The sequence below is a fragment of the Streptomyces sp. NPDC104381 genome, from assembly GCF_055583745.1.
On sequence record NZ_JBVJNK010000003.1, the window covers coordinates 670,518 to 689,535 of the forward strand.

Below are 19,018 nucleotides of genomic sequence, written 5' to 3' on the forward strand. Positions count from 1 at the left end.
CGACGAAGGGAACCTCCCATGACCACCGCATCCCCCGCCGACGCCGCCCCCGGCACGCCGACCGTCGCGGTCCTCGGCACCGGGATCATGGGATCCGGGATGGCCCGCAGCCTGCTCAGGGACCGGCTCCCCGTCCGGGTCTGGAACCGCACCCGGTCCAAGGCCGAGCCGCTGGCCCGGCACGGCGCCACGGTGACGGACACGCCCGAGGAGGCCGTACGCGGCGCCGACATCGTCCTCACCGCCCTGACGGACGCCCGCTCCGTGGCGGAGACCCTCACCGCGGCCACGCCCGGTCTGCGCCCGGGGCAGGTCTGGCTGCAGAGCGCCACCGTCGGCCTGGACGCCACGACCGACCTCGCCCACCGGGCCGCCGGACTGGGGCTGGTCTACCTCGACGCCCCGGTCTCCGGCACCAAGCAGCCCGCCGAGCAGGGCACGCTCACCGTCTTCGTCTCCGGCCCGTCCAGCGCCCGGGCGACGGCCCTGCCCGCCCTGGAGGCGATCGGGCAGCGCACCGTATGGGTCGGGGAGGAGCCCGGAGCCGCCAGCCGGCTCAAGCTCGTCGCCAACACCTGGGTGATCAACATGGTCAACAGCGTGGCGGAATGCCTCAACCTCGCCGAGGGGCTCGGGCTGGACCCGCAGCTCTTCCTGGACGCGATGAAGGGCGGCCCGCTGGACACCCCGTACCTCCAGGGCAAGTCCGCGGCGGTGCTCTCCGGTGACCTCACCCCGAGCTTCGCGCTGTCCACCGCGCTCAAGGACTCCCGGCTGATCCTCGACGCGGCCGAGGCCTCCGGAGTGACCCTCGACCTGGTCGCCGCCTCCGCCGAGCGGTTCGCCCGGGCGGAGGCGGCCGGACACGGCGACCAGGACATGATCGCGACGTACTACGCGGGGCGGCCCGCCTAGCGCTCCGGCGGGGAGCCCTGGCGGAGGGCCGCGCCACGGATCAGGCGTGCGCGTTGGACGGGGTCCCGCGAAGCACGCGCCGCGGCGAGGGCGAGGCCGAACGCGCCGTCCAGGATCGCCCGGTCCGCGGACGGCGAGGTGCCGTGGTCCGTGAACGCGGCGGTGTGCGGTGTCGCGCCCCCCACGTCGTACCCGAGCAGTGGATGGATGGACGGGACGAGGTGGGACACGTTGCCCATGTCGGTCGACGCGAGCGCGGCATCGGTCACCTCGACGTCCCGGCCGCGGGAGATCATCGCGTCCCGGTAGAAGCCGCTCAGCGAGGGGTCCTGGCGGAGGTCGGCGAAGTCATTGCCGACCGGGGTGAGTTCGAGGGTGCAACCGGTGGCGAGAGCACCGGCTTCGAGGCAGGCGCGTACCCGTCGCTGGATCACCCGGAGATCGCCGAGCGAAGGGGAGCGCATCTCGATCGCCGCCCGGGTCCGCTCGGGGATGACGTTGACCGCGCTGCCGCCCTCGGTCGTGATCGTCGAGACGACGGACCGCGGAGGGAGTTGTTGCCGCGCCAGGGCGACGGCGGTCTGCGCGATCACGAGGGCGTCGAGTGCGTTGACGCCCCGCTCCGGTGCCGCTGCTGCGTGCGCGGGAGCCCCGGTGTAGGTGAAGTCCCAGCGGCACAGGGCGAGTGAGCGTCCGCCGACGGCGTCGTGGTCCGCCGCGTGGGCCATCATCGCCAGCGCCACGTCGTCGAAGTGTCCGCTCTCGATCAGGCCGGCCTTGCCGCCGAAGGTCTCCTCCGCCGGGGTGCCCAGCACCTTGACGCTCACCTCCAGGGTCTCGGCGAGAGCGCCGAGCGCGAGGGCTGCGCCGACGGCGGCAGCGGCGTTCACGTTGTGGCCGCAGGCGTGTCCCAAGCCCGGCAGCGCGTCGTACTCGACACAGACGGCCACCACCATCGGCGCGGCACCCTTCCGGTAACAGAACGCGGTCGGAAGGTCCGCCGGCGTGGGCTCCCGCTCGAATCCGTGATCGCTCAGCAGGGAACCGACGCGCTGTGCGGCACGGACCTCCTCGCCGCTGAGTTCGGGGTCGGCGTGCAGCGCGTGGCTCAGGGCGACGAGCGGTGTCCGGTGCTCCTCGACGAGGGACGCGACCCGCTCGACGAGCTCACTCGGCATCCCGGGCATGCCCGTCACGCGGCCACGCCGTCCGGGCTGACGGCCGCGGGCCGTACGTAACGCATGGCCGTCAGGGAAGCGGCCAGCGCACCGGCCGCGAGCGTCACCCAGATCGCGACGAGTCCGCGCGACGAGATGGCGCCGCCCGACAGGAAGGCCGACGACAGCAGCTTGACGACCGCGGCACCGACCACGATGCCGATCGACAGGGCCAACTCGTTGATGCCCGCGGCGGTCGCGGTGAGGCCGGGGTCCACGCCCTCCACGGCGAGAGCGCGGGTGGACGCCTGGTAGAGGCCGAGACCGAGGCCGAACAACGCGAGCCCGACGCAGTATCCCGGCAGTGAACGGTGGAGCAGACCCATCACGGCGAACGCCGCGCACAGCACCAGTCCCGCACCCACCAGCGTGGCCCGCTCCCCGGCCCCGCGCAGCAGCCGGGTGGTGAGCAACGAGGCGACGAAGGAGGTCATGGACACGATGAGGAACAGGGAAGCGATCTGCAGTGAGCTGAGCCCGAACCCGTAACCCGCCGTCGCGGAGTCGGAGAAGAGGAAGATCGCGTTGGTGCTGAGGTAGCTGATGGAGGCGAAACCGAAAAAGAAGGTCGCGCCCGAGACGACACGCACCTGCCGGAGCCTGAACATCGACAGGTCGACAAAGGTGTGGTGCCGGGTGGAGTCCCGTCGGACCCAGACTGCGAGGAGCAGCACCCCGCACACGCCCGACGCGAGGATGCGCGGATCGGTCCAGCCCCAGTCCGCGCCCATCGAGAGGGCGGTCACGAACCCGGTCAGCCCGAGCGAGCAGGCCAGCAGCGGGCCGACGGCGATCCGTTCGCGGGTGGGGGAGCCGCCCTCGGGCACCAGCGGAACGAGAGCGAGCGCGGCGACGGCGAAGGGGACGGCGACCCAGAACCCCCGGGTGGGCGTGTGCGACCCCGCCAGGCCGGCGAGCAGACCACCCACTCCGACGGTGACCATCAGCACCGCGATCATCGAGCTGACCCCGGCGCGCAGCCGGCCGGGCCCGGCCGACCGCAGGATGCCCATCATGAGCGGGATGAACCCGACCACGCCCGTGAGCAGGACGACGCCGACCATGACGGTCCACAGCGTGGGGTGCACCGCCATCAGTACGACCCCGGCCGCCACCAGCAGGATGCTCACGCGCAGAACCGGCCGGTACCCCCACGAGTCTCCGAGCGTGGAGATGATCGGTGTCAGCACGGCGAAGCCGAGCTGCGACAGCAGGAAGATGCCGTTGATGGTGGCGTCGTCGATCGACAGCACCGGGCCCAGCGCCGGCAGCAGCGGGTTGATGTAGCCCTGCGTGATGCCGCTGAGTGCCTCGATCAAGGCCATCGCCACGATGACCGTGCCCATGCCTCGACCGGCCGGCACTGATACCTCGCTCCGGGTGTCCGTCCCCATGGTTCCTCGCTCTCACTCGTCCCGACTGCTTCGGTCGAAGGGATGCCAAGGTAGGGTCGCCGCCATCACAGTCCGCCGAATCGATCCGAATCGGCATCGGAAGGGCCCCGTATGCAAGAATCGGTCATCCTGTCCGAGCTCGATCTCGCGATCCTCAACGCGCTGCAGATCAGGCCGCGCGGTGAGTGGTCCCGCATCGGGGCGGCGCTCGGCATCACGGGGGCGACCGCGGCACGGCACTGGGACCGGCTCACACGGGAGCGTCTCGCGTGGATCGCGACCATGCCCGGTCCCCGGTTCGGCGACGCGGGGCACGCCGCTCACGTCTTCCTCGCCGCGACGCCCAGCCACCACACCGAACTGGCCGAGCGGCTCTGCCAGGAGCCTGCCGCGGCCACGGTCACCCGCGTCACCGGCGGGCACGACTTCCGCGTCGACTGCTTCACCAGCACGCAGGAGAGCCTCGACCAGATCGTCTCCGAACGGTTCTCGTCCCTCCCCGGCGTGATGCGCACCGAGACCGCCTACGTCACCCGGGTGCACCGCCAGAGCTCGTCATGGCGCAGCGGCATACTCGACCAGCGGCAGTCACGGTCCGTGGCCGCCGATCCGGCGGCCACGCCCTCGCGACGGACGGCCTTCGACGCGGTCGACTCGGCGCTGCTCGACGCCCTCGGTGACGACGGCCGCCTCAGCTGGGCCGAGCTCGCGGCTCTCTGCGCCGTCTCCCCGCAGACCGCGCGAAGGCGGGTCGAGCAGCACCTGGCGTCCGGATACCTCGCTCTGCGTTGCGAGTTCGCGACGTCCGTCGGTCTGCCGGCCCGGGAGGCGAGCCTGATCCTCAACGTCCCCGGGCGCCATCTGGAGGCGGCCGGCCGGTACATGGCCGGCCTGCCCAACTGCCGGGTGAGCATCGAGGTGTTCAGCGTGCACAACCTCGTGGCGACCTTCTGGGTCCACGACCTGAATGAGATCCACGCCTACGAGCGGGAGCTGGAGGCGCGCGCTCCGGGAACCGTCGTGTCCTCCCGGAGCGTGACCCTGCGCACCTACAAAAGGGTCGGCCACATCCTCGACCGGGAAGGCCGCAGCGTCGGACGGGTGCCCCTGCCGATGTGGCGGCGGGGCTGACCTCCGGCCCGTCAGACCACCGTCACCGGGTGCCGTACCACCGCGTCGAAGAGGTAGCCCTGCGTGTTGTACGCGGCCGTGGTCGGCTGGGTGCGGCCCGTCCGGTCCGTCGCCCGCGCGAGGAGCACGCCCGGGCCGGGCGCCGTCGGGACCCAGTCGGCGGTCCAGCGGACCCAGCTCCCCGCCCTCGGCTCGTCGCGCAGCCGCGCGGGGCGCCAGCGGGTGCCGCCGTCGGTGCTGACCTCGACCTGGCGCACCGGCGCGCCGCCCGACCAGGACCGGCCGGTGAGCAGATGCCTGCGGCGGGCGGTGAACGACGCCCCGGGCGCGAGCTCGAAGGCGCTCTTGAGCGTCTGACGGGTCAGCGGGGCGCTGCCCCCGGGCGGGTGGCCGGGGCCGAAGAGCCGGTACAGGCCCGTGTTCCACGGGCTCAGCAGCGGCTCCGCGCTCACCTCGATGTCGCCCACCCACTTGATGTTCGCTATGCCCACCCAGGACGGCACGATCAGCCGGACCGGGGCCCCGTGGTCGGGCGGCAGCGGCTCGCCGTTCATCTCGTACGCGAGGAGCACGTCGTCCAGGGCCTTCGCCACCGGCAGGGGCCTGCGGACCCGGCCCAGGTTCGTCCCGTCGCTGACGACCTCCGCGTCCAGTCCGCGCGGCAGCACGTCCACCGCCTTCCGGCCGATGCCGGCCCGGCGCAGCACCTCGGCGAGCCGCACCCCGCGCCAGCGCGCCGTCCCGATCGCGCCCAGGGTCCACGCGGTGCCGCTGACCTGCTGGCCCTGCTGCGAGGTGAAGAGGCTCCGGCCGTTGCCCGCGCACTCGACGAACGCGGTGCGGGAGACCGACGGCAGCGCGCGCAGCGCCTCGTACGAGAAGTCCACCGGACCGCCGGTCAGCCCGCTGCCCCAGACCGTCAGCTTCCAGTCCGCCACGTCGACGAGCGGCGTCGTGGTGTGGTTGCGGACGAAGAAGCGGTCGACGGGAGTCAGCAGCCCGGTGTCCCGCAGCGCCGCGAAGTTCGTCTCGGCGTTGGTGCCCCGCACCGTGAACAGTTCCGGCGGCAGTGGCTTCACCACCCCGTCGAGCGTCTGCCCCGCGTGGGCGGGCGCAGCCGCGGTGGGGACCAGCGACGCCGCGGCCGAGGCCGCGGCGACCAGCTTCAGCAGATCACGGCGGTCGATACCCGCCGATCTCGCACCACCGCGGGCCCATTGCCGGATCCTTTCGCGGTCGTACGAGGCCTCGGACTGAACGGAATTCATGAGCGCTCCAGGGGGAGGGTCAGCGGTGCGGGGGAGCCGGGACGAGCGGGGGCAGCAACTCCCTTACGAGAGAGCCCACCTGGTCGGTCTCGATCAGGAACCCGTCGTGCCCGTACGGGGATTGGATGATCCGGAGCCCGTCGGCGCCCGGCAGCAGCGCCGCCGTCTCCGCCTGCTGCTCCGGTGGGTACAGCCGGTCAGAGTCGATGCCCGCGATCAGGGCCGGCATGTCCGCCCGGCGCAGCGCCCGCGCGACACCGCCCCGGCCCCGGCCCACGTCGTGCGCGTTCATCGCCTCGGTGAGCACCACATAGCTGCCCGCGTCGAAACGCCGTACCAGCTTGGCGGCGTGATGATCGAGGTACGACTCCACCTGGTAGCGCCCGCCCCGCGAGGGCAGTTCGCCGGGCTGCGCGCGACGGCCGAACCGCGCCGCCAGCTCCGGTTCGCTGCGATACGTGACATGGGCGATCCGGCGGGCCAGACCGAGCCCCAGGTGGGGGCCCGAACCGGGCGGGGCGTCGTGGTAGCCGCCGCCCCGCCACCCCGGGTCGCTCCGGATCGCGGCGATCTGGGTGCTGCCCCAGGCGATCTGCTCGGCCGAGGACGCGGCAGGGGCGGCCAGGACCAGCAGCGATCCGGTGCGCTCGGGCCGGCTCACCGCCCATTCGAGTGCCCGCATCCCGCCCATCGAGCCGCCGATCACCGCCGCCCACCGGCCGATCCCCAGGGCATCGGCCAGCAGCGCCTCGGCCGCCACCTGGTCACGGATCGTCAGATAGGGGAAGTCGCCGCCCCAGCGCGTTCCGTCGGGGCGCCGGGACGAGGGGCCCGTGCTGCCCTGACAGCCGCCCAGGACGTTCGGCGCGACGACGAACCACCGGTCGGTGTCCAGGGCCAGGCCCGGACCGATCAGCGCGTCCCACCAGCCGGCGGTCGGATGCCCGGGCCCGGCGGGGCCCGCCGCGTGGCTGTCACCGGTCAGCGCGTGCAGCAGCAGCACCGCGTTGGAGCCGTCCGGCGCCGGCCGGCCCCAGGTCTCGTACGCCAGCCGTACGCCCGGCAGGGAGGCACCGGACTCCAGCGTCAGCGGCGCGTCGAGCGACACCCAGGAGCGGCGGCCGGGCGGGTCCCCCTCCCGCCGGCCTCCGGAAGCCGGCGGAAGAGGGAGAACGGGGGGTGCGGCGACGCGGTTCAGGACGCGGCCTTCGCGGCGCGGAACCCTGCCTCCAGATCCGCCTTCAGGTCGTCCACGTTCTCCAGGCCGACCGAGAGCCGCACCAGCCCCGCGGTCGCGCCCGTGGCGGCGAGCTGCTCCTCGGTCAGCTGGCTGTGCGTGGTGGACGCCGGGTGGATGATCAGGCTCCGTACGTCACCGATGTTGGCGAGGTGGCTGAACAGCTCGACCGCGTCCACGAACCGCTTGCCCGCCTCCACCCCGTCCCGGAGCTCGAAGGCGAGCACGGCGCCCGCGCCGCGCGGCAGATAGCGCTGCCCTGCCTCGTACCAGGGGCTCGACCCGAGTCCCGCGTAGTGCACCGCCGACACCTCGTCGCGGGCCTCCAGCCAGCGGGCCAGCGCCAGAGCGTTGGACGTGTGCCGCTCCAGACGCAGGCTCAGCGTCTCCACCCCCTGGAGGAGCAGGAAGGCCGAGTGCGGCGACAGCGCGGGCCCGAGGTCACGCAGCAGCTGGACCCGGAGCTTCACCGCGAAGGCGCCGTGCCCGAGGTCCGGCCAGTACCGCAGACCGTGGTAGCTGGGGTCGGGGGAGTGGAAGTCCGGGAACCGCTCGGGGTGGGCGCCGAAGTCGAAGGTGCCGCCGTCCACGACGACACCGCCGATCGTGGTGCCGTGACCGCCCAGGAACTTCGTCGCGGAGTGGATCACGATGTCCGCTCCGTGCTCCAGCGGCCGCAGCAGATAGGGCGTGGGCACCGTGTTGTCGACGATCAGCGGGACGCCCGCCTCGTGCGCGACGTCCGCCACGCTCCGGATGTCGAGGACGTCGCCGCGCGGATTGCCGAGCGTCTCCGCGAACACGGCCTTGGTGCCGGGCCTGATGGCCGCCCGCCACGCCTCGATGTCGTCGGGGTCCTCGACGAACGACACCTCGATGCCGAACCGGGGGAGCGTGTGCCGGAACAGGTTGTACGTACCCCCGTACAGGGAGGCGGAGGAGACGACGTGGTCCCCGGCGCCCGCCAGCGTCAGGAGCGCGAGCGTCTCCGCCGCCTGGCCGGAGGCGAGTGCCACGGCGGCGACCCCGCCCTCCAGCGCGGCGATGCGCTGTTCCAGGACGTCCTGCGTGGGGTTGTGGATCCGGGTGTAGATGTTGCCGGGCTCGGCCAGCGAGAAGAGGTCGGCCGCGTGCGCGGTGTCCTTGAAGACGAAGGAGGTCGACTGGTAGATCGGCACCGCACGGGCGCCGGTCGTCGGATCCGGGACCGCGCCGGAGTGGATCTGCTTCGTCTCGAAGGACCAGGCGGCCCCGGCGTCCTGCTGGTCGTGGTCCTCAGGGGTGTGGCCGGCGGTGACGGAGTCGACGGGCTGGCTCATGGCATACCTCGCACGGTCGTTCGGGGGGATGTCCGCGCGGGCACGATGGCGACGCTGCGGCCTACTGATTACGGACCGTAGAGGCCGTCCGCGTTGGGACGGAAGCAGGTCGCGCACGTGGCCACGAAGCTGCAATGCGGCCGCAACAGACACGTCGGGCCGGCCCCGTCCCCACGGAGCCGGCCCGACGTCGCCCTGCGTCAGTCCTCGGTGAACATCCCGTCGCGCAGCTTGCCGAGCAGACGGCTGAGCAGCCGTGAGACATGCATCTGCGAGATGCCGAGCTCCTCGCCGATCTGAGCCTGTGTCATCTCCTGACCGAACCGCATGTCGACGATCCGGCGCTCACGCGCGTCGAGATCGCCCAGCAGCGGGGCGAGCGCATGGAGGTTCTCCACCGTCTCCATCGCGGGATCGGGCTCGCCCAGCACATCCGCCATGGTGCGCCCGCCCGAGGCGCGGCCCGCCGGTTCCGCGGAGTCGGCCGGCAGGTCGAGGGATCCCGCCGTGTAGCCGTTGGCCGCGACCAGCCCCTCGGTGATCTCCTCCTCGTCGAGCCCGAGGTACTCGGCGAGCTCTCCCACCGTGGGGTCACGGTCGAGGTCCGTCGCGAGGGCCTCCTTCGCCTTGGCGAGGTCCACCCGCAACTCCTGCAGCCGCCGCGGGACATGCACGGACCACGTGGTGTCCCGGAAGAACCGCTTGATCTCACCGACGATGTACGGCACGGCGAACGAGGTGAACTCGACCTCACGGGAGAGGTCGAAGCGGTCGATGGCCTTGATCAGGCCGATCGTGCCGACCTGGACGATGTCCTCCATGTCGCCGCTGCCCCGGTTGCGGAAGCGGCCGGCGGCGAACCGCACGAGGGACAGGTTCATCTCGATGAGGGTGTTCCGGGCGTACTGGTACTCGGGGGTGCCCTCGTCCGCCGCCGTCAGGGCGTCGAAGAACAGCTTCGACAGTTTCCGCGCGTCCTGGGGGGCGATCTGCCCGGCGTCCTCGATCCAGGGAAGTCCGTCCGGGGCACCTGCTCGTTCCGCTCCGGCGGTCTGTGCAGCGTGCACGGTCATCCCGTCACCCTCCTCGGATTGTGGGCCGTGAGGTGTAGGCGCCTGCCCGGTGGCCCGCAACTCATGCGGGAAACAGCAGTTTTGGGCCATGAACGCGCCGGTATTGGCCGAAAATAGTCGGGATCGTCCGCCGGAGTCGTCACGGGGGAGCCCCGCCGACTGGGGGCACACAGAACCGCCCCACCGGTACGGGGGAGCCCGGTGGGGCGGCCGTCTCCAGAGTGCCACAGGCCGAGGCGGGTTGGGACCGTATCCCGCGCAGTCGTACGTGATTCGCCGGGACCGGCGGTGCGGCCGGCCGCCGTACCGTACGGTCCGCGGCCCGCACGCCTCCCCGACCGGGCGGCCGTACGGGCCGGAAGGCGGACAGGGGCGCGCCGGGAGGCGCCCCCGGGGACAGGGTGCCCGCGGTCCCGGCGGGCCGACGTCAAGGGCTCCGCGCGGCACCCGGGCGAGCCGCTTTGATTGCGTGTTCGTGAACGGACCGGCCGCCCGGGAATAGGCGCGGGGCCGGTCCGCCTTTTCCCCCTGTCGCCGGACGCCGAATCAACCGGAGTGAGAGAGTCCATGCCCGAGGCCACACCCCTGCCCACCCATCCGCCCACGCCGCGGACGAAGGAACCGACCACGGCGGGGGCATCCGGCGCCGAAGCGGGGACCGGCGCGCCGCATCCGCTGGACAACCCCGCGCGCGCCTCGCTCACCGGTCCGCACGCCCACTTCGCCGAGCGCCGTGGCCGCATCCTGCGCTACCGCCCCGACGTCACTCCCTGGCTCGCTCTGCCGGATGCGCCCGACGCCCAGGACTGGGCCGATGTCGCCGCGCTCGCGGGCCCTGGCCGGCCCGTCACCCTCACCGCCTTCCGCGAGCCCCCGCCGGCCGACTGGGAGATCGTCTTCCACGCCGAGGGCGTCCAGCTGGTGGACGACACCGTGGACGCCGCCCCGGACCCGGAAGCGGTGCTCCTCGGCCCCGCCGACGTCCCGGAGATGCTGGACCTGGTCGAGCGCACCCGCCCCGGCCCCTTCCTGCCGCGCACCGTGGAGCTCGGGACGTATCTCGGCATCCGCCGCGCAGGGGTACTGGTCGCGATGGCGGGGGAGCGGCTCCACCCGCCGGGCTGGACCGAGATCAGCGGGGTCTGCACGGACAGCTCCGTACGGGGCCAGGGGCTCGCCTCGCGCCTCGTCAGGGCGGTCGCCCACGGCATCCGGGAGCGGGGCGAGACCCCCTTCCTGCACGCCGCCGGATCGAACACCTCCGCCATCCGGCTGTACGAGTCCCTCGGCTTCACCCTGCGCCGCAGGACCGCCTTCCTCTCGGCCCTGGTCCCGGCGGACGCGGAGCCCGGCGCCGACGCCAGGACCGGCGGCCAGGGGACGGGTAGCTTGGAACACGTGGGGCGTTAGGGACGGAACAGGCGGGAGGCGTGCCGTGGTCATGGGGCTCCGGCGCCCGTCGGCGGCGCGCAGCGTGCCGCTGCCCGGCACGGACCAGGCGGAGGTCTCCGCGGGCGCCAGCCGGATCGGCAACTGGGCGCTCGCCCTGTGGCTCCTCCTCCTGACCGCCGTCGTCGTCGTCCTCGACGCCCTCACCGGCAACGACCTCCCCCTCATCCCGCTCCTCGTCGTGCTGCCGGCGCTGGCCTCGGTCTACTGCACCGTGCGCCAGACGACCGCCGTCGCCGTATGGGTGACGCTGGTCGTGGTCGGCTCCCGGATCGCGTCGACCGGCGCCTTCTGGGACGTGGTCTTCCTCATCGGCTTCTCCGCTCTCGCCAGCGCGCTGGGTGTCGTCGCCTGCGCGGCACGCATCCGCCACGCCACCGAGATGGCGAGGCTGCGCTCGGCCGCGGTGGCGCTCCAGCGCCAGATCCTGCGCCCGCTCCCCGTCACCACCGAGCAGATCTGTGCCCACGGCATCTACGAACCGATCGAGGAGGACCGCTTCGTCGGCGGCGACATCTACGAGGTCGTGCAGTCGCCCCACGGGACGCGCGTGATCATCGGAGATGTGCAGGGCAAGGGGCTGCCCGCGATCGGGGCCGGTTTCGCCGCGCTCGGCGCGTTCAGGGAGGCTGCCGTCAGGGAGCCCGAGCTCACCTCGGTGGCGGACGCCGTCGAGGACGCGGTGGTCCGGCACAACACGTTCTCCGCCGAGACCGGTGAGGCCGAGCGCTTCGTCACCGCCCTCCTGCTGAGTTTCGACGGTGGCGACCGGGTGCGGGCCGTCAACTGCGGTCATCTGCCGCCGCGCCTGCTGCACGACGGACAGGCGTCCACGGTCGCCCTGCACCGGACGTCCGTACCGCTGGGCATGGCGGACCTCGGCGGAGAGGCGCGCGCCGCGGAGTGGATCCGGTTCCCGCCCGGCGCGGCCCTGATGGTCTACACCGACGGGGTGACCGAGGCGCGCGACGCCGCCGGTGTCTTCTACCCGTTCGACGAGCGGCTCCGCGGCTGGGCCGGGAGCGACCCGGACCAGATCCTGGAGGCCCTCCAGGCCGATCTGGCGGCGTTCTCCGGAGGAGTGCGGCGCGACGACGTCGCCGTGCTGGTCCTGAGCAGGCCGCCGGACGGCGAGGGCGCGGCCGGGTGCCCGGACGGCCCCACGGACGACGGTTCACCGGAGTGACACGCGCACCCCTCCTGACGCGACCACAGGACCGGGCCGCGCCGCCGGAAGGTCTGGATCATGAACTCCCGCGCCCCTACGCTCGTCCCATCCCGCCCCCCACACGCAGGAGTTACCCATGGGACAGCACCCCGTCGCGATCGACCCCGCCGGCCGCGACATCCACGGAGAGGCGGACGCACTCCGTGCCCGGGGCTCGGCCGCACGGGTCGAACTCCCCGGCGGGATCGGCGCCTGGGCGCCGACCGGCCACCAGGTGCTGAGGCAACTGCTCGCCGACGACCGGGTCTCCAAGGACCCCGACCAGCACTGGCCCGCCTGGATCGAGGGCGAGTTCCGGGAGACGTGGGTCAACTCCTGGGTGGGGGTGACCAATATGTTCACCGCCTACGGCACCGACCACCGCCGTCTGCGCAAACTCATCTCCCCGGCCTTCACCAAGCGCCGCACCGACGCGCTCGCCCCGCGCATCGAGGAGATATCCGCCCGCCTCCTCGACGAGATGGCCGAGACGGCCGCCGGGGAGCCCCTGGACCTCCGGGCCGCCTACGCGCACCCCCTCCCGATGGAGGTCATCTGTGAGCTCTTCGGCGTCCCCGAGGACAGCAGGGCGGACACGGCGAGGCTCGTCGGCGAGGTCATGGACACCACCGCGACGCCCGAACAGGCCCTCGCCACCTGGCAGGAGGTCCACGCCCTGCTGGCGGGGCTGGTCGCCGCCAAGCGGGAACAGCCCGGCGACGACCTGACGAGTGTCCTGATCGCCACCCGGGACGAGGAGGGCTCCGGCCTCGCCGAGGACGAACTCATCGACACCCTCCTGCTCGTCATCGGCGCGGGGCACGAGACCACCGTCAACCTCATCGGCAACGCCGTCCACGCACTCCTGACCCACCCGGACCACCTCGGGAGGGTGCTCGCAGGCGACATCCCCTGGGGCGAGGTCGTCGAGGAGACCCTGCGCTGGGCGCCGTCGATCGCCAACCTCCCCCTGCGGTACGCCGTCGAGGACATCGAGCTCCCCGACGGGATCACCATCGCCCGTGGTGACGCGATCCTCGCGACCTACGCCGCCGCGGGCCGCGACCCGCGCCGCCACGGAGGGGACGCGCACCGGTTCGACCCCACCAGGCTCGACAAGGACCATCTCTCCTTCGGCCACGGAGTGCACTACTGCGTCGGCGCACCCCTCGCCCGCCTGGAGGCGTCGATCGCACTGCCGGCGCTCTTCGCCCGCTTCCCGGCCCTGCGCCTCGCGGACCCGTCGGTCCCCGCCGCGCAGGTGGAGTCGTTCATCGCGTACGGATTCGGGGCGCTGCCCGTGCGTCTGGGCTGACCCCCGAAGCGGCCCGGACGAGACCCGGCGGGGCCCGCGGAGGCCGCCGTCGCAGTCGCGAGGAGCGTGAGCGCCGCCTGGGGCCCAGGCGGCGCGTCCACCTCGCGACACGTCACGTTCACCATAGGGACTCATGGGATCTTGTACGTGTAGCGTTCACTCATCCGACGTGATGCCGTCAGGAACCCCATGGATGTTGTCGCCCATGGACATCCCCCGTTTCGGAATCCCCGAGAAGCTCGCCGACCGCATGAGCATGGCCGAGCAGCACGCCTACCTGCGCGCCCGGCTCACCCGGCGCCGTGTGCTCCGTACGAGCGTGGCGACCGCCGCCGTCGCGGGCGGCGGCCTGGCCTCGGGCCTCGCCTCCTCGCCGGCGTACGCCGCCGCCCCGGACGCGGTCACCTCGCGCGCCGGCTCGGCACAGGTGGACGGTTCACTGGTCGCCCCCTTCGGCCGGCACCTCGCGTACGGCGCGGACGCCAGGACGCAGATGACGGTCTCGTGGCAGGTCCCCTTCGCGGTGAAGCGCCCGTACATCCGCATCGGGCTCAAGCCCTGGGCGCTCAGCCGAAAGATCGACGCGGAGGTACGGCATCTGACGACACCTCTGCTCGACGGGGGCAGGATCGCGGCCGCCGAGCAGTTCTACGTCCACGCCGCCCTGGAGCGGCTGAAGCCCGGAACGACGTACTACTACGGCGTGGGGCACGACGGGTTCGACCCCGCCGACGCCCGCAACCTGGGCACGCTCGGCACCCTCACCACCGCGCCCGCCCACGCGGAGTCCTTCACCTTCACCGCCTTCGGCGACCAGGGCGTCAGCTACCACGCGCTCGGCAACGACCAGCTGATCCTGGGGCAGAACCCGGCCTTCCACCTGCACGCGGGCGACATCTGCTACGCCGACCCGTCCGGCTCAGGGCAGTCCACGGACTCCTACGACGCCCGCACCTGGGACCAGTTCCTGGCCCAGACCGAGACGGTGTCCAAGACCGTGCCGTGGATGGTGACCACCGGCAACCACGACATGGAGGCCTGGTACTCGCCCGACGGCTACGGCGGCCAGAACGCTCGCTGGACCCTGCCGGACAACGGCCCCGACCCGGTCGGCCAGCCCGGCGCGTACTCCTTCACCCATGGCAACGTGGGCGTGATCGCGCTGGACGCCAACGACGTCTCGTACGAGATCCCGGCCAACTTCGGTATCAGCGGCGGCAAGCAGACCCGCTGGCTCGACCGGCGCCTGGGGGAGCTCCGGGCCCGGCACGACATCGACTTCATCGTGGTGTTCTTCCACCACTGCGCGTTCTCCACGACCAACGCCCACGCCTCGGACGGCGGGGTGCGCGACGCCTGGGTGCCGCTCTTCGAGAAGCACCAGGTGGACCTGGTCATCAACGGCCACAACCACGTCTACGAGCGCACCGACGCGATCCTGAAGAACGCGGTGCGGCGCCCGGTGCCGATCGGCGAGCGCACCGACCCGACGCGGGACGGCATCGTGTACGTCACGGCCGGCGGCGCGGGCAAGGCGCTCTACGACTTCCCGGCGCCGGACAGCTACGAGGGCCATGTCGCGGACCTGGAGAGCGTGAACACGTACCACGTGGTCAAGGGCGGCGGAAAGGCGGCCGAGACCGTCGAGTGGTCCAGGGTGCGCTACACCGGCTTCTCGTTCCTCGCGGTGGAGGTGGAGACCGGCCGGCACCCCCGGATGAAGGTCACCGCGCTCGCCGAGTCGGGGGAGCGGGTCGACCACTTCGAGATCAGCCGGGGCTGACCGGCCCGGGGCGCGGGTCCGGCCGATCGTGCGTCGTCCGGGACGCAGGGGGTACGCGAGGTGCGGGACCGACGACCCGCGCCGGCCCTGAACCCACCGACGGGAGCACCGCATGACCGACCGCAGGCCCCAGGGAACCGCCTACACCGGGGCGGAGGGAAGCCCGCCGCCGGTCCCCGCCGACATGCCCGACCAGCAGGCCCAGGAGGGCGAGGACGCGCTCGACGTGATCCTGCCGCCGGGCACCGCACGTCCCGAGGAGGACGCCGGGCCGGACGCCGACAGGCCCGACCCCGACGAGGCCGGATCGGGCCGCAGCGGCGCCCGTAACGCGGGCGTCCACCCCGAGCAACCCACCCCGGACGAGTCGACGGGCTGACCCGGGCCGGCACGCGGGTGCGGGCGGCCGTGCCGCCCGTCCCGCGCCGCGCCCGGAGCGGACGGCCCCGGTGATGAGCGCTCCGCGCCCACCCGGGGCCGTCCGAGGCGTGGTTACAATGGGCGCCATGGGTTCGTACTACTTCTTTCTCTGATGTCCGGCCAGGACGCCGCCGCGCGACGCTGAGCGTCGCCGCGTGACCCCGTAGGGGCCCCGCCGTCGGCCGCAGTCCCTTCCGCCGTCCGACACCCCGTCCCCCGGTGCGCTTCCGTCCATGACGTCGATGTGCGTGCCGCCGCGGACCCGTCACTTCAGGGAAAGCACCCATGTCTCTTCTGCGCCCCCGTGCCCAACTCGCCATGACCGACGTCTCGAAGACGTACGGCGACCGGACCGTCCTCGACCAGGTGTCCCTCACCGTCCGCCCCGGCGAGAAGGCCGGCGTCATCGGCGAGAACGGGTCGGGGAAATCCACCCTGCTCCGGCTGATGGCCGGGGCCGAGACCCCGGACAGCGGTGAGATCACCGTCAGCTTCCCGGGCGGCACCGGCTACCTCGCCCAGATGCTCGCCCTCGACCCCCGCCGCACGGTCCAGGACGCCGTCGACGCGGCCCTCGCCGGACTCCGCGCCCTGGAACGGCAGATCCGCACGGCGGAGGAGGAGCTGTCCGGCGGGGGCGCCACCGACGCCCGACTCGCCGCCTACGGCGACCTGCTGACGGCGTACGAGGAGCGCGACGGATACCGCGCGGACGCCAGGACCGACGCCGCGCTGCACGGACTCGGGCTCGGTCACCTCACCCGGGAGCGCGCACTCGGGACGCTGTCCGGGGGTGAGCAGTCCCGGCTGGCCCTGGCCTGCGTACTGGCCGCGGCGCCGGAGCTCCTGCTCCTCGACGAACCCACCAACCACCTCGACGCCTCCGCCGTCGACTGGCTGGAGGACCACCTGCGTGCCCACCGGGGCACCGTCGTCGCCGTCACCCACGACCGGGCGTTCCTGGAGCGCATCACCACCGTGATCCTGGAGGTCGACCGCGACCTGCGGGGCGTCTCCCGGTACGGCGACGGATGGGACGGCTACCGGACGGCGAAGGCCGCCGCACGCCGCCGATGGGCCCAGGACCACGAGGAGTGGCTGGCCGAACTGGCCCGTACCGAGGAACTGGTGGACGCGGCCGGCCGACGGCTCGCGAGCACCGGCAAGGACCCCGGACAGGGCTTCGGCAAGCACCGCAGGTCGCACGAGGCCAAGCTGTCGGGCCGGGTCAGGGCCGCCAGGACCCGGCTGGAGACGCTGCGCCGCACACCCGTCCCGGCTCCTCCCCGGCCGCTGCGCTTCACCGCCGACCTCACCCTCGCCGGTGCGCACGGATCCCCGCAGGACGCCGACGGCCGCCCCGGCCCCCTGGCCGAGCTGGACTCCGTCGTCGTCGGGGAACGGCTCGACCTGCCCTCCCTGAGCGTCGAGCCGGGCAGCCGGCTGCTGGTCACCGGCCCCAACGGCGCAGGGAAGACCACCCTCCTGCGCGTCCTGGCCGGCGACCTCGCACCGGACGCCGGCACGGTCCGGCGGCGGGGCAGGACCGGCTACCTCCCGCAGGAACTCCCCGTCGTACCCACCCGCCGCACCCTGCTCGCCACGTTCGCCGCGGGACGCCCCGGATTCCCCGACGAGTACGCCGACGGACTGCTGGCCCTGGGCCTGTTCCGTCCCGAGGACCTGTCCGTGCCCGTGGCCTCCCTCTCCCTCGGTCAGCAGCGCAGGCTCGCCCTGGCGCGGCTGGTGACGCGCCCCGCGGATCTGCTGATCCTGGACGAGCCGACGAACCACATCGCGCTCGGCCTGGTCGAGGAGCTGGAGGAGGCGCTCGCCCGGTATCCGGGAGCCGTCGTGGTCGTCTCGCACGACCGGAGCTTCCGCAGCCGGTTCACCGGCGACCACCTCGAACTCCGGGCGGGCCGCGCCGTGCCGGGCTCCGGGGTACCGGCTGCGGGGGCTCGACCCTCCCGTACGTAGGCACCCCCGGTCGGCCGCCGCCGAGGGGCAGGGTGGCCCCGGTCGGGTGCTGACCGGCCCAGGCGCCGCGACTCCCTGCTTGCGAGGCTGGAACCGGATGCCTCGGAACCGGCCCGACAGCCGGTCGAGAGTGGTTCGAGGCGGCTCGACAGCGCCTCGGCAGCGGACAGAAGTCCTGGCAGGACGTCCCTGACCCGGGCATCGAGGAAGCGGGCGACGCGGTGGTCCGCGTGGACGCGGTCACCATCTGCGGGACGGATCTGCACATCCGGAAGGGAGACGTCCCCGAGGTACGCCCCGGCACCGTCCTCGGCCACGAGGCGGTGGGCGAGGTGGTGGAGACGGGCCCCTGAAGCGGTGAGGCAACCGGTGGGAGGCGGCCGGGGAGTCGGCGGCGGGCCCGGGATCAGCTGTCCGTCTGCCCCTGCTCCTGTTCCCGAGCCTGCGTCGCGATGACCGCGGCCTGCACCCTGCGCTCCACTCCCAGCTTGGCCAGCACACGCGAGATGTGGTTCTTCACCGTCTTCTCGGACAGATAGAGCCGCTTGCTGATCTGCCGGTTGGTGAGGCCCTCACCGATGAGGTCCAGGACGGCCCTCTCGCGCTCGGACAGGCCGGACAGCCGGTCGTCCTCCTCCGTGTGCGTCTGCGCGGGGGCGCGAAGCGAGCGCATGAGCTGTGCCGTGGTGGCCGGGTCCAGCATGGACTGCCCGGCGGCGACCGTCCGTACCGCCGCCACGAGATCGACCCCCTTGACCTCCTTGAGCACATAGCCGGCCGCGCCCGCCATGATGGAGTCGAGGAGCGCCTCCTCCTCGTCGAACGAGGTCAGCATGAGGCAGGCGAGATCCGGCAGGCGCGAGCGCAGCTCCCGGCAGACGGTGATCCCGTCGCCGTCCGGCAGCCGGACGTCGAGCACGGCGACATCGGGGCGCAGGGCCGGCCCGCGGGCGACGGCCTGCTGCGCGGTCGCCGCCTCGCCCACCACCGTGAGATCCGGTTCGGAGTCCAGCAGGTCGCGCAGACCGCAGCGCACCACTTCGTGGTCGTCCAGCACGAAGACCCGGGTGGGTTCCTTCCCGGGGGTACCGGCGGGTGTGTCCGTCATCTTTGGCCCCTGTACTCGTCACGCCACTCCCCGGGCACCACCCTCGGCCGGGTGCTGAGCCCGGCCGGTCGCGGAGCCCGAGCGGTCGCAGAGCCAGTGTCCCTCCGTGCGGCCCGTCCGGCCTCCGCAAGGGAAAACCGCAGGTCAATGCCGGTTGCTCCGGATCCCGGCCGCTGGGAGGGCGGCCTGCCGCCGTCGGTCA

Annotated in this window: 15 protein-coding genes and 1 pseudogene; 9 read left to right on the forward strand and 7 right to left on the reverse strand. The window is 72.8% G+C overall.

Annotation, left to right across the window (positions count from 1 at the left end):
* Nucleotides 1-18 precede the first annotated feature (18 nt).
* Nucleotides 19-915: an NAD(P)-dependent oxidoreductase gene (locus ACZ607_RS12410; RefSeq protein WP_469734482.1), complete on the forward strand. Its 897-nt coding sequence runs from the start codon at nucleotides 19-21 to the stop codon at nucleotides 913-915.
* Here ACZ607_RS12410 and ACZ607_RS12415 read toward each other — a convergent pair.
* Both ACZ607_RS12415 and ACZ607_RS12420 read right to left on the reverse strand, forming a co-directional pair.
* Complete coding sequence (locus tag ACZ607_RS12415; protein WP_469734484.1) at nucleotides 912-2,093, reverse strand: amidohydrolase; 1,182 nt, start codon at nucleotides 2,091-2,093, stop codon at nucleotides 912-914. The two genes, ACZ607_RS12410 and ACZ607_RS12415, sit on opposite strands and share 4 nt — an antisense overlap.
* A gap of 14 nt (nucleotides 2,094-2,107) precedes the next feature.
* Nucleotides 2,108-3,478, reverse strand: a complete 1,371-nt coding sequence (locus tag ACZ607_RS12420; RefSeq protein ID WP_469734486.1) for an MFS transporter — start codon at nucleotides 3,476-3,478, stop codon at nucleotides 2,108-2,110.
* A 159-nt stretch (nucleotides 3,479-3,637) separates the two neighbouring features.
* Here ACZ607_RS12420 and ACZ607_RS12425 point away from each other — a divergent pair, with 159 nt between their 5' ends.
* A complete protein-coding gene (locus tag ACZ607_RS12425; RefSeq protein WP_469734488.1) occupies nucleotides 3,638-4,657 on the forward strand; it encodes an Lrp/AsnC family transcriptional regulator in 1,020 nt (339 codons plus the stop codon).
* A gap of 11 nt (nucleotides 4,658-4,668) precedes the next feature.
* Here the strand turns inward: ACZ607_RS12425 and ACZ607_RS12430 are convergent, their stop codons facing one another.
* The 4 genes from ACZ607_RS12430 to ACZ607_RS12445 form a co-directional block, all read right to left on the reverse strand.
* On the reverse strand, nucleotides 4,669-5,925 hold the full coding sequence (locus ACZ607_RS12430; RefSeq protein ID WP_469734490.1) for a sulfite oxidase: 1,257 nt from the start codon (nucleotides 5,923-5,925) through the stop codon (nucleotides 4,669-4,671).
* A 19-nt stretch (nucleotides 5,926-5,944) separates the two neighbouring features.
* Entirely contained in the window at nucleotides 5,945-7,123 is a 1,179-nt protein-coding gene (metX, locus tag ACZ607_RS12435; RefSeq protein WP_469734922.1) for a homoserine O-acetyltransferase MetX, read from the reverse strand.
* Nucleotides 7,120-8,481, reverse strand: coding sequence for a bifunctional o-acetylhomoserine/o-acetylserine sulfhydrylase (locus ACZ607_RS12440; RefSeq protein WP_469734492.1), 1,362 nt, complete (start codon nucleotides 8,479-8,481; stop codon nucleotides 7,120-7,122). Before ACZ607_RS12440 ends, metX begins: the two co-directional genes overlap by 4 nt.
* Before the next feature lie 200 nt (nucleotides 8,482-8,681).
* The gene (locus tag ACZ607_RS12445) at nucleotides 8,682-9,554 is read right to left on the reverse strand and encodes an RNA polymerase sigma factor SigF (RefSeq protein WP_469734494.1); all 873 of its coding nucleotides are present in this window, start codon (nucleotides 9,552-9,554) and stop codon (nucleotides 8,682-8,684) included.
* A gap of 567 nt (nucleotides 9,555-10,121) precedes the next feature.
* Between ACZ607_RS12445 and ACZ607_RS12450 the strand changes: the two genes are divergently transcribed.
* The 7 genes and pseudogenes from ACZ607_RS12450 to ACZ607_RS12480 all read left to right on the forward strand — a co-directional run.
* Complete coding sequence (locus tag ACZ607_RS12450; protein ID WP_469734496.1) at nucleotides 10,122-10,964, forward strand: GNAT family N-acetyltransferase; 843 nt, start codon at nucleotides 10,122-10,124, stop codon at nucleotides 10,962-10,964.
* Between the two features lie 25 nt (nucleotides 10,965-10,989).
* Nucleotides 10,990-12,189: a PP2C family protein-serine/threonine phosphatase gene (locus ACZ607_RS12455; RefSeq protein WP_469734498.1), complete on the forward strand. Its 1,200-nt coding sequence runs from the start codon at nucleotides 10,990-10,992 to the stop codon at nucleotides 12,187-12,189.
* Between the two features lie 118 nt (nucleotides 12,190-12,307).
* Nucleotides 12,308-13,525, forward strand: a complete 1,218-nt coding sequence (locus ACZ607_RS12460; protein WP_469734500.1) for a cytochrome P450 family protein — start codon at nucleotides 12,308-12,310, stop codon at nucleotides 13,523-13,525.
* 205 nt (nucleotides 13,526-13,730) lie between these two features.
* Complete coding sequence (locus tag ACZ607_RS12465; RefSeq protein ID WP_469734502.1) at nucleotides 13,731-15,308, forward strand: purple acid phosphatase family protein; 1,578 nt, start codon at nucleotides 13,731-13,733, stop codon at nucleotides 15,306-15,308.
* A gap of 112 nt (nucleotides 15,309-15,420) precedes the next feature.
* Nucleotides 15,421-15,687: a hypothetical protein gene (locus tag ACZ607_RS12470; protein WP_469734504.1), complete on the forward strand. Its 267-nt coding sequence runs from the start codon at nucleotides 15,421-15,423 to the stop codon at nucleotides 15,685-15,687.
* A gap of 326 nt (nucleotides 15,688-16,013) precedes the next feature.
* Nucleotides 16,014-17,708 carry a ribosomal protection-like ABC-F family protein gene (abc-f, locus tag ACZ607_RS12475; RefSeq protein WP_469734506.1) on the forward strand — a complete coding sequence of 565 codons (1,695 nt, stop codon included), beginning with the start codon at nucleotides 16,014-16,016 and terminating at the stop codon, nucleotides 17,706-17,708.
* A 158-nt stretch (nucleotides 17,709-17,866) separates the two neighbouring features.
* A pseudogene (locus tag ACZ607_RS12480) lies at nucleotides 17,867-18,055 on the forward strand (alcohol dehydrogenase catalytic domain-containing protein); the annotation flags it as partial.
* Nucleotides 18,056-18,114: 59 nt separating this feature from the next.
* Here ACZ607_RS12480 and ACZ607_RS12485 read toward each other — a convergent pair.
* Entirely contained in the window at nucleotides 18,115-18,816 is a 702-nt protein-coding gene (locus ACZ607_RS12485; RefSeq protein WP_469734508.1) for a response regulator, read from the reverse strand.
* Between the last annotated feature and the right edge of the window lie 202 nt (nucleotides 18,817-19,018).

Coding starts and splice junctions, on each gene's coding strand:
- abc-f (WP_469734506.1), top strand. CDS start 16,014: ATGTCTCTTCTGCGCCCCCGTGCCCAACTCGCCATGACCGACGTCTCG.
- ACZ607_RS12470 (WP_469734504.1), top strand. CDS start 15,421: ATGACCGACCGCAGGCCCCAGGGAACCGCCTACACCGGGGCGGAGGGA.
- ACZ607_RS12450 (WP_469734496.1), top strand. CDS start 10,122: ATGCCCGAGGCCACACCCCTGCCCACCCATCCGCCCACGCCGCGGACG.
- ACZ607_RS12420 (WP_469734486.1), bottom strand. CDS start 3,478: ATGGGCACGGTCATCGTGGCGATGGCCTTGATCGAGGCACTCAGCGGC.
- ACZ607_RS12445 (WP_469734494.1), bottom strand. CDS start 9,554: ATGACCGTGCACGCTGCACAGACCGCCGGAGCGGAACGAGCAGGTGCC.
- ACZ607_RS12410 (WP_469734482.1), top strand. CDS start 19: ATGACCACCGCATCCCCCGCCGACGCCGCCCCCGGCACGCCGACCGTC.
- ACZ607_RS12465 (WP_469734502.1), top strand. CDS start 13,731: ATGGACATCCCCCGTTTCGGAATCCCCGAGAAGCTCGCCGACCGCATG.
- ACZ607_RS12485 (WP_469734508.1), bottom strand. CDS start 18,816: ATGACGGACACACCCGCCGGTACCCCCGGGAAGGAACCCACCCGGGTC.
- ACZ607_RS12460 (WP_469734500.1), top strand. CDS start 12,308: ATGGGACAGCACCCCGTCGCGATCGACCCCGCCGGCCGCGACATCCAC.
- ACZ607_RS12415 (WP_469734484.1), bottom strand. CDS start 2,093: ATGCCGAGTGAGCTCGTCGAGCGGGTCGCGTCCCTCGTCGAGGAGCAC.
- ACZ607_RS12425 (WP_469734488.1), top strand. CDS start 3,638: ATGCAAGAATCGGTCATCCTGTCCGAGCTCGATCTCGCGATCCTCAAC.
- ACZ607_RS12440 (WP_469734492.1), bottom strand. CDS start 8,481: ATGAGCCAGCCCGTCGACTCCGTCACCGCCGGCCACACCCCTGAGGAC.
- ACZ607_RS12430 (WP_469734490.1), bottom strand. CDS start 5,925: ATGAATTCCGTTCAGTCCGAGGCCTCGTACGACCGCGAAAGGATCCGG.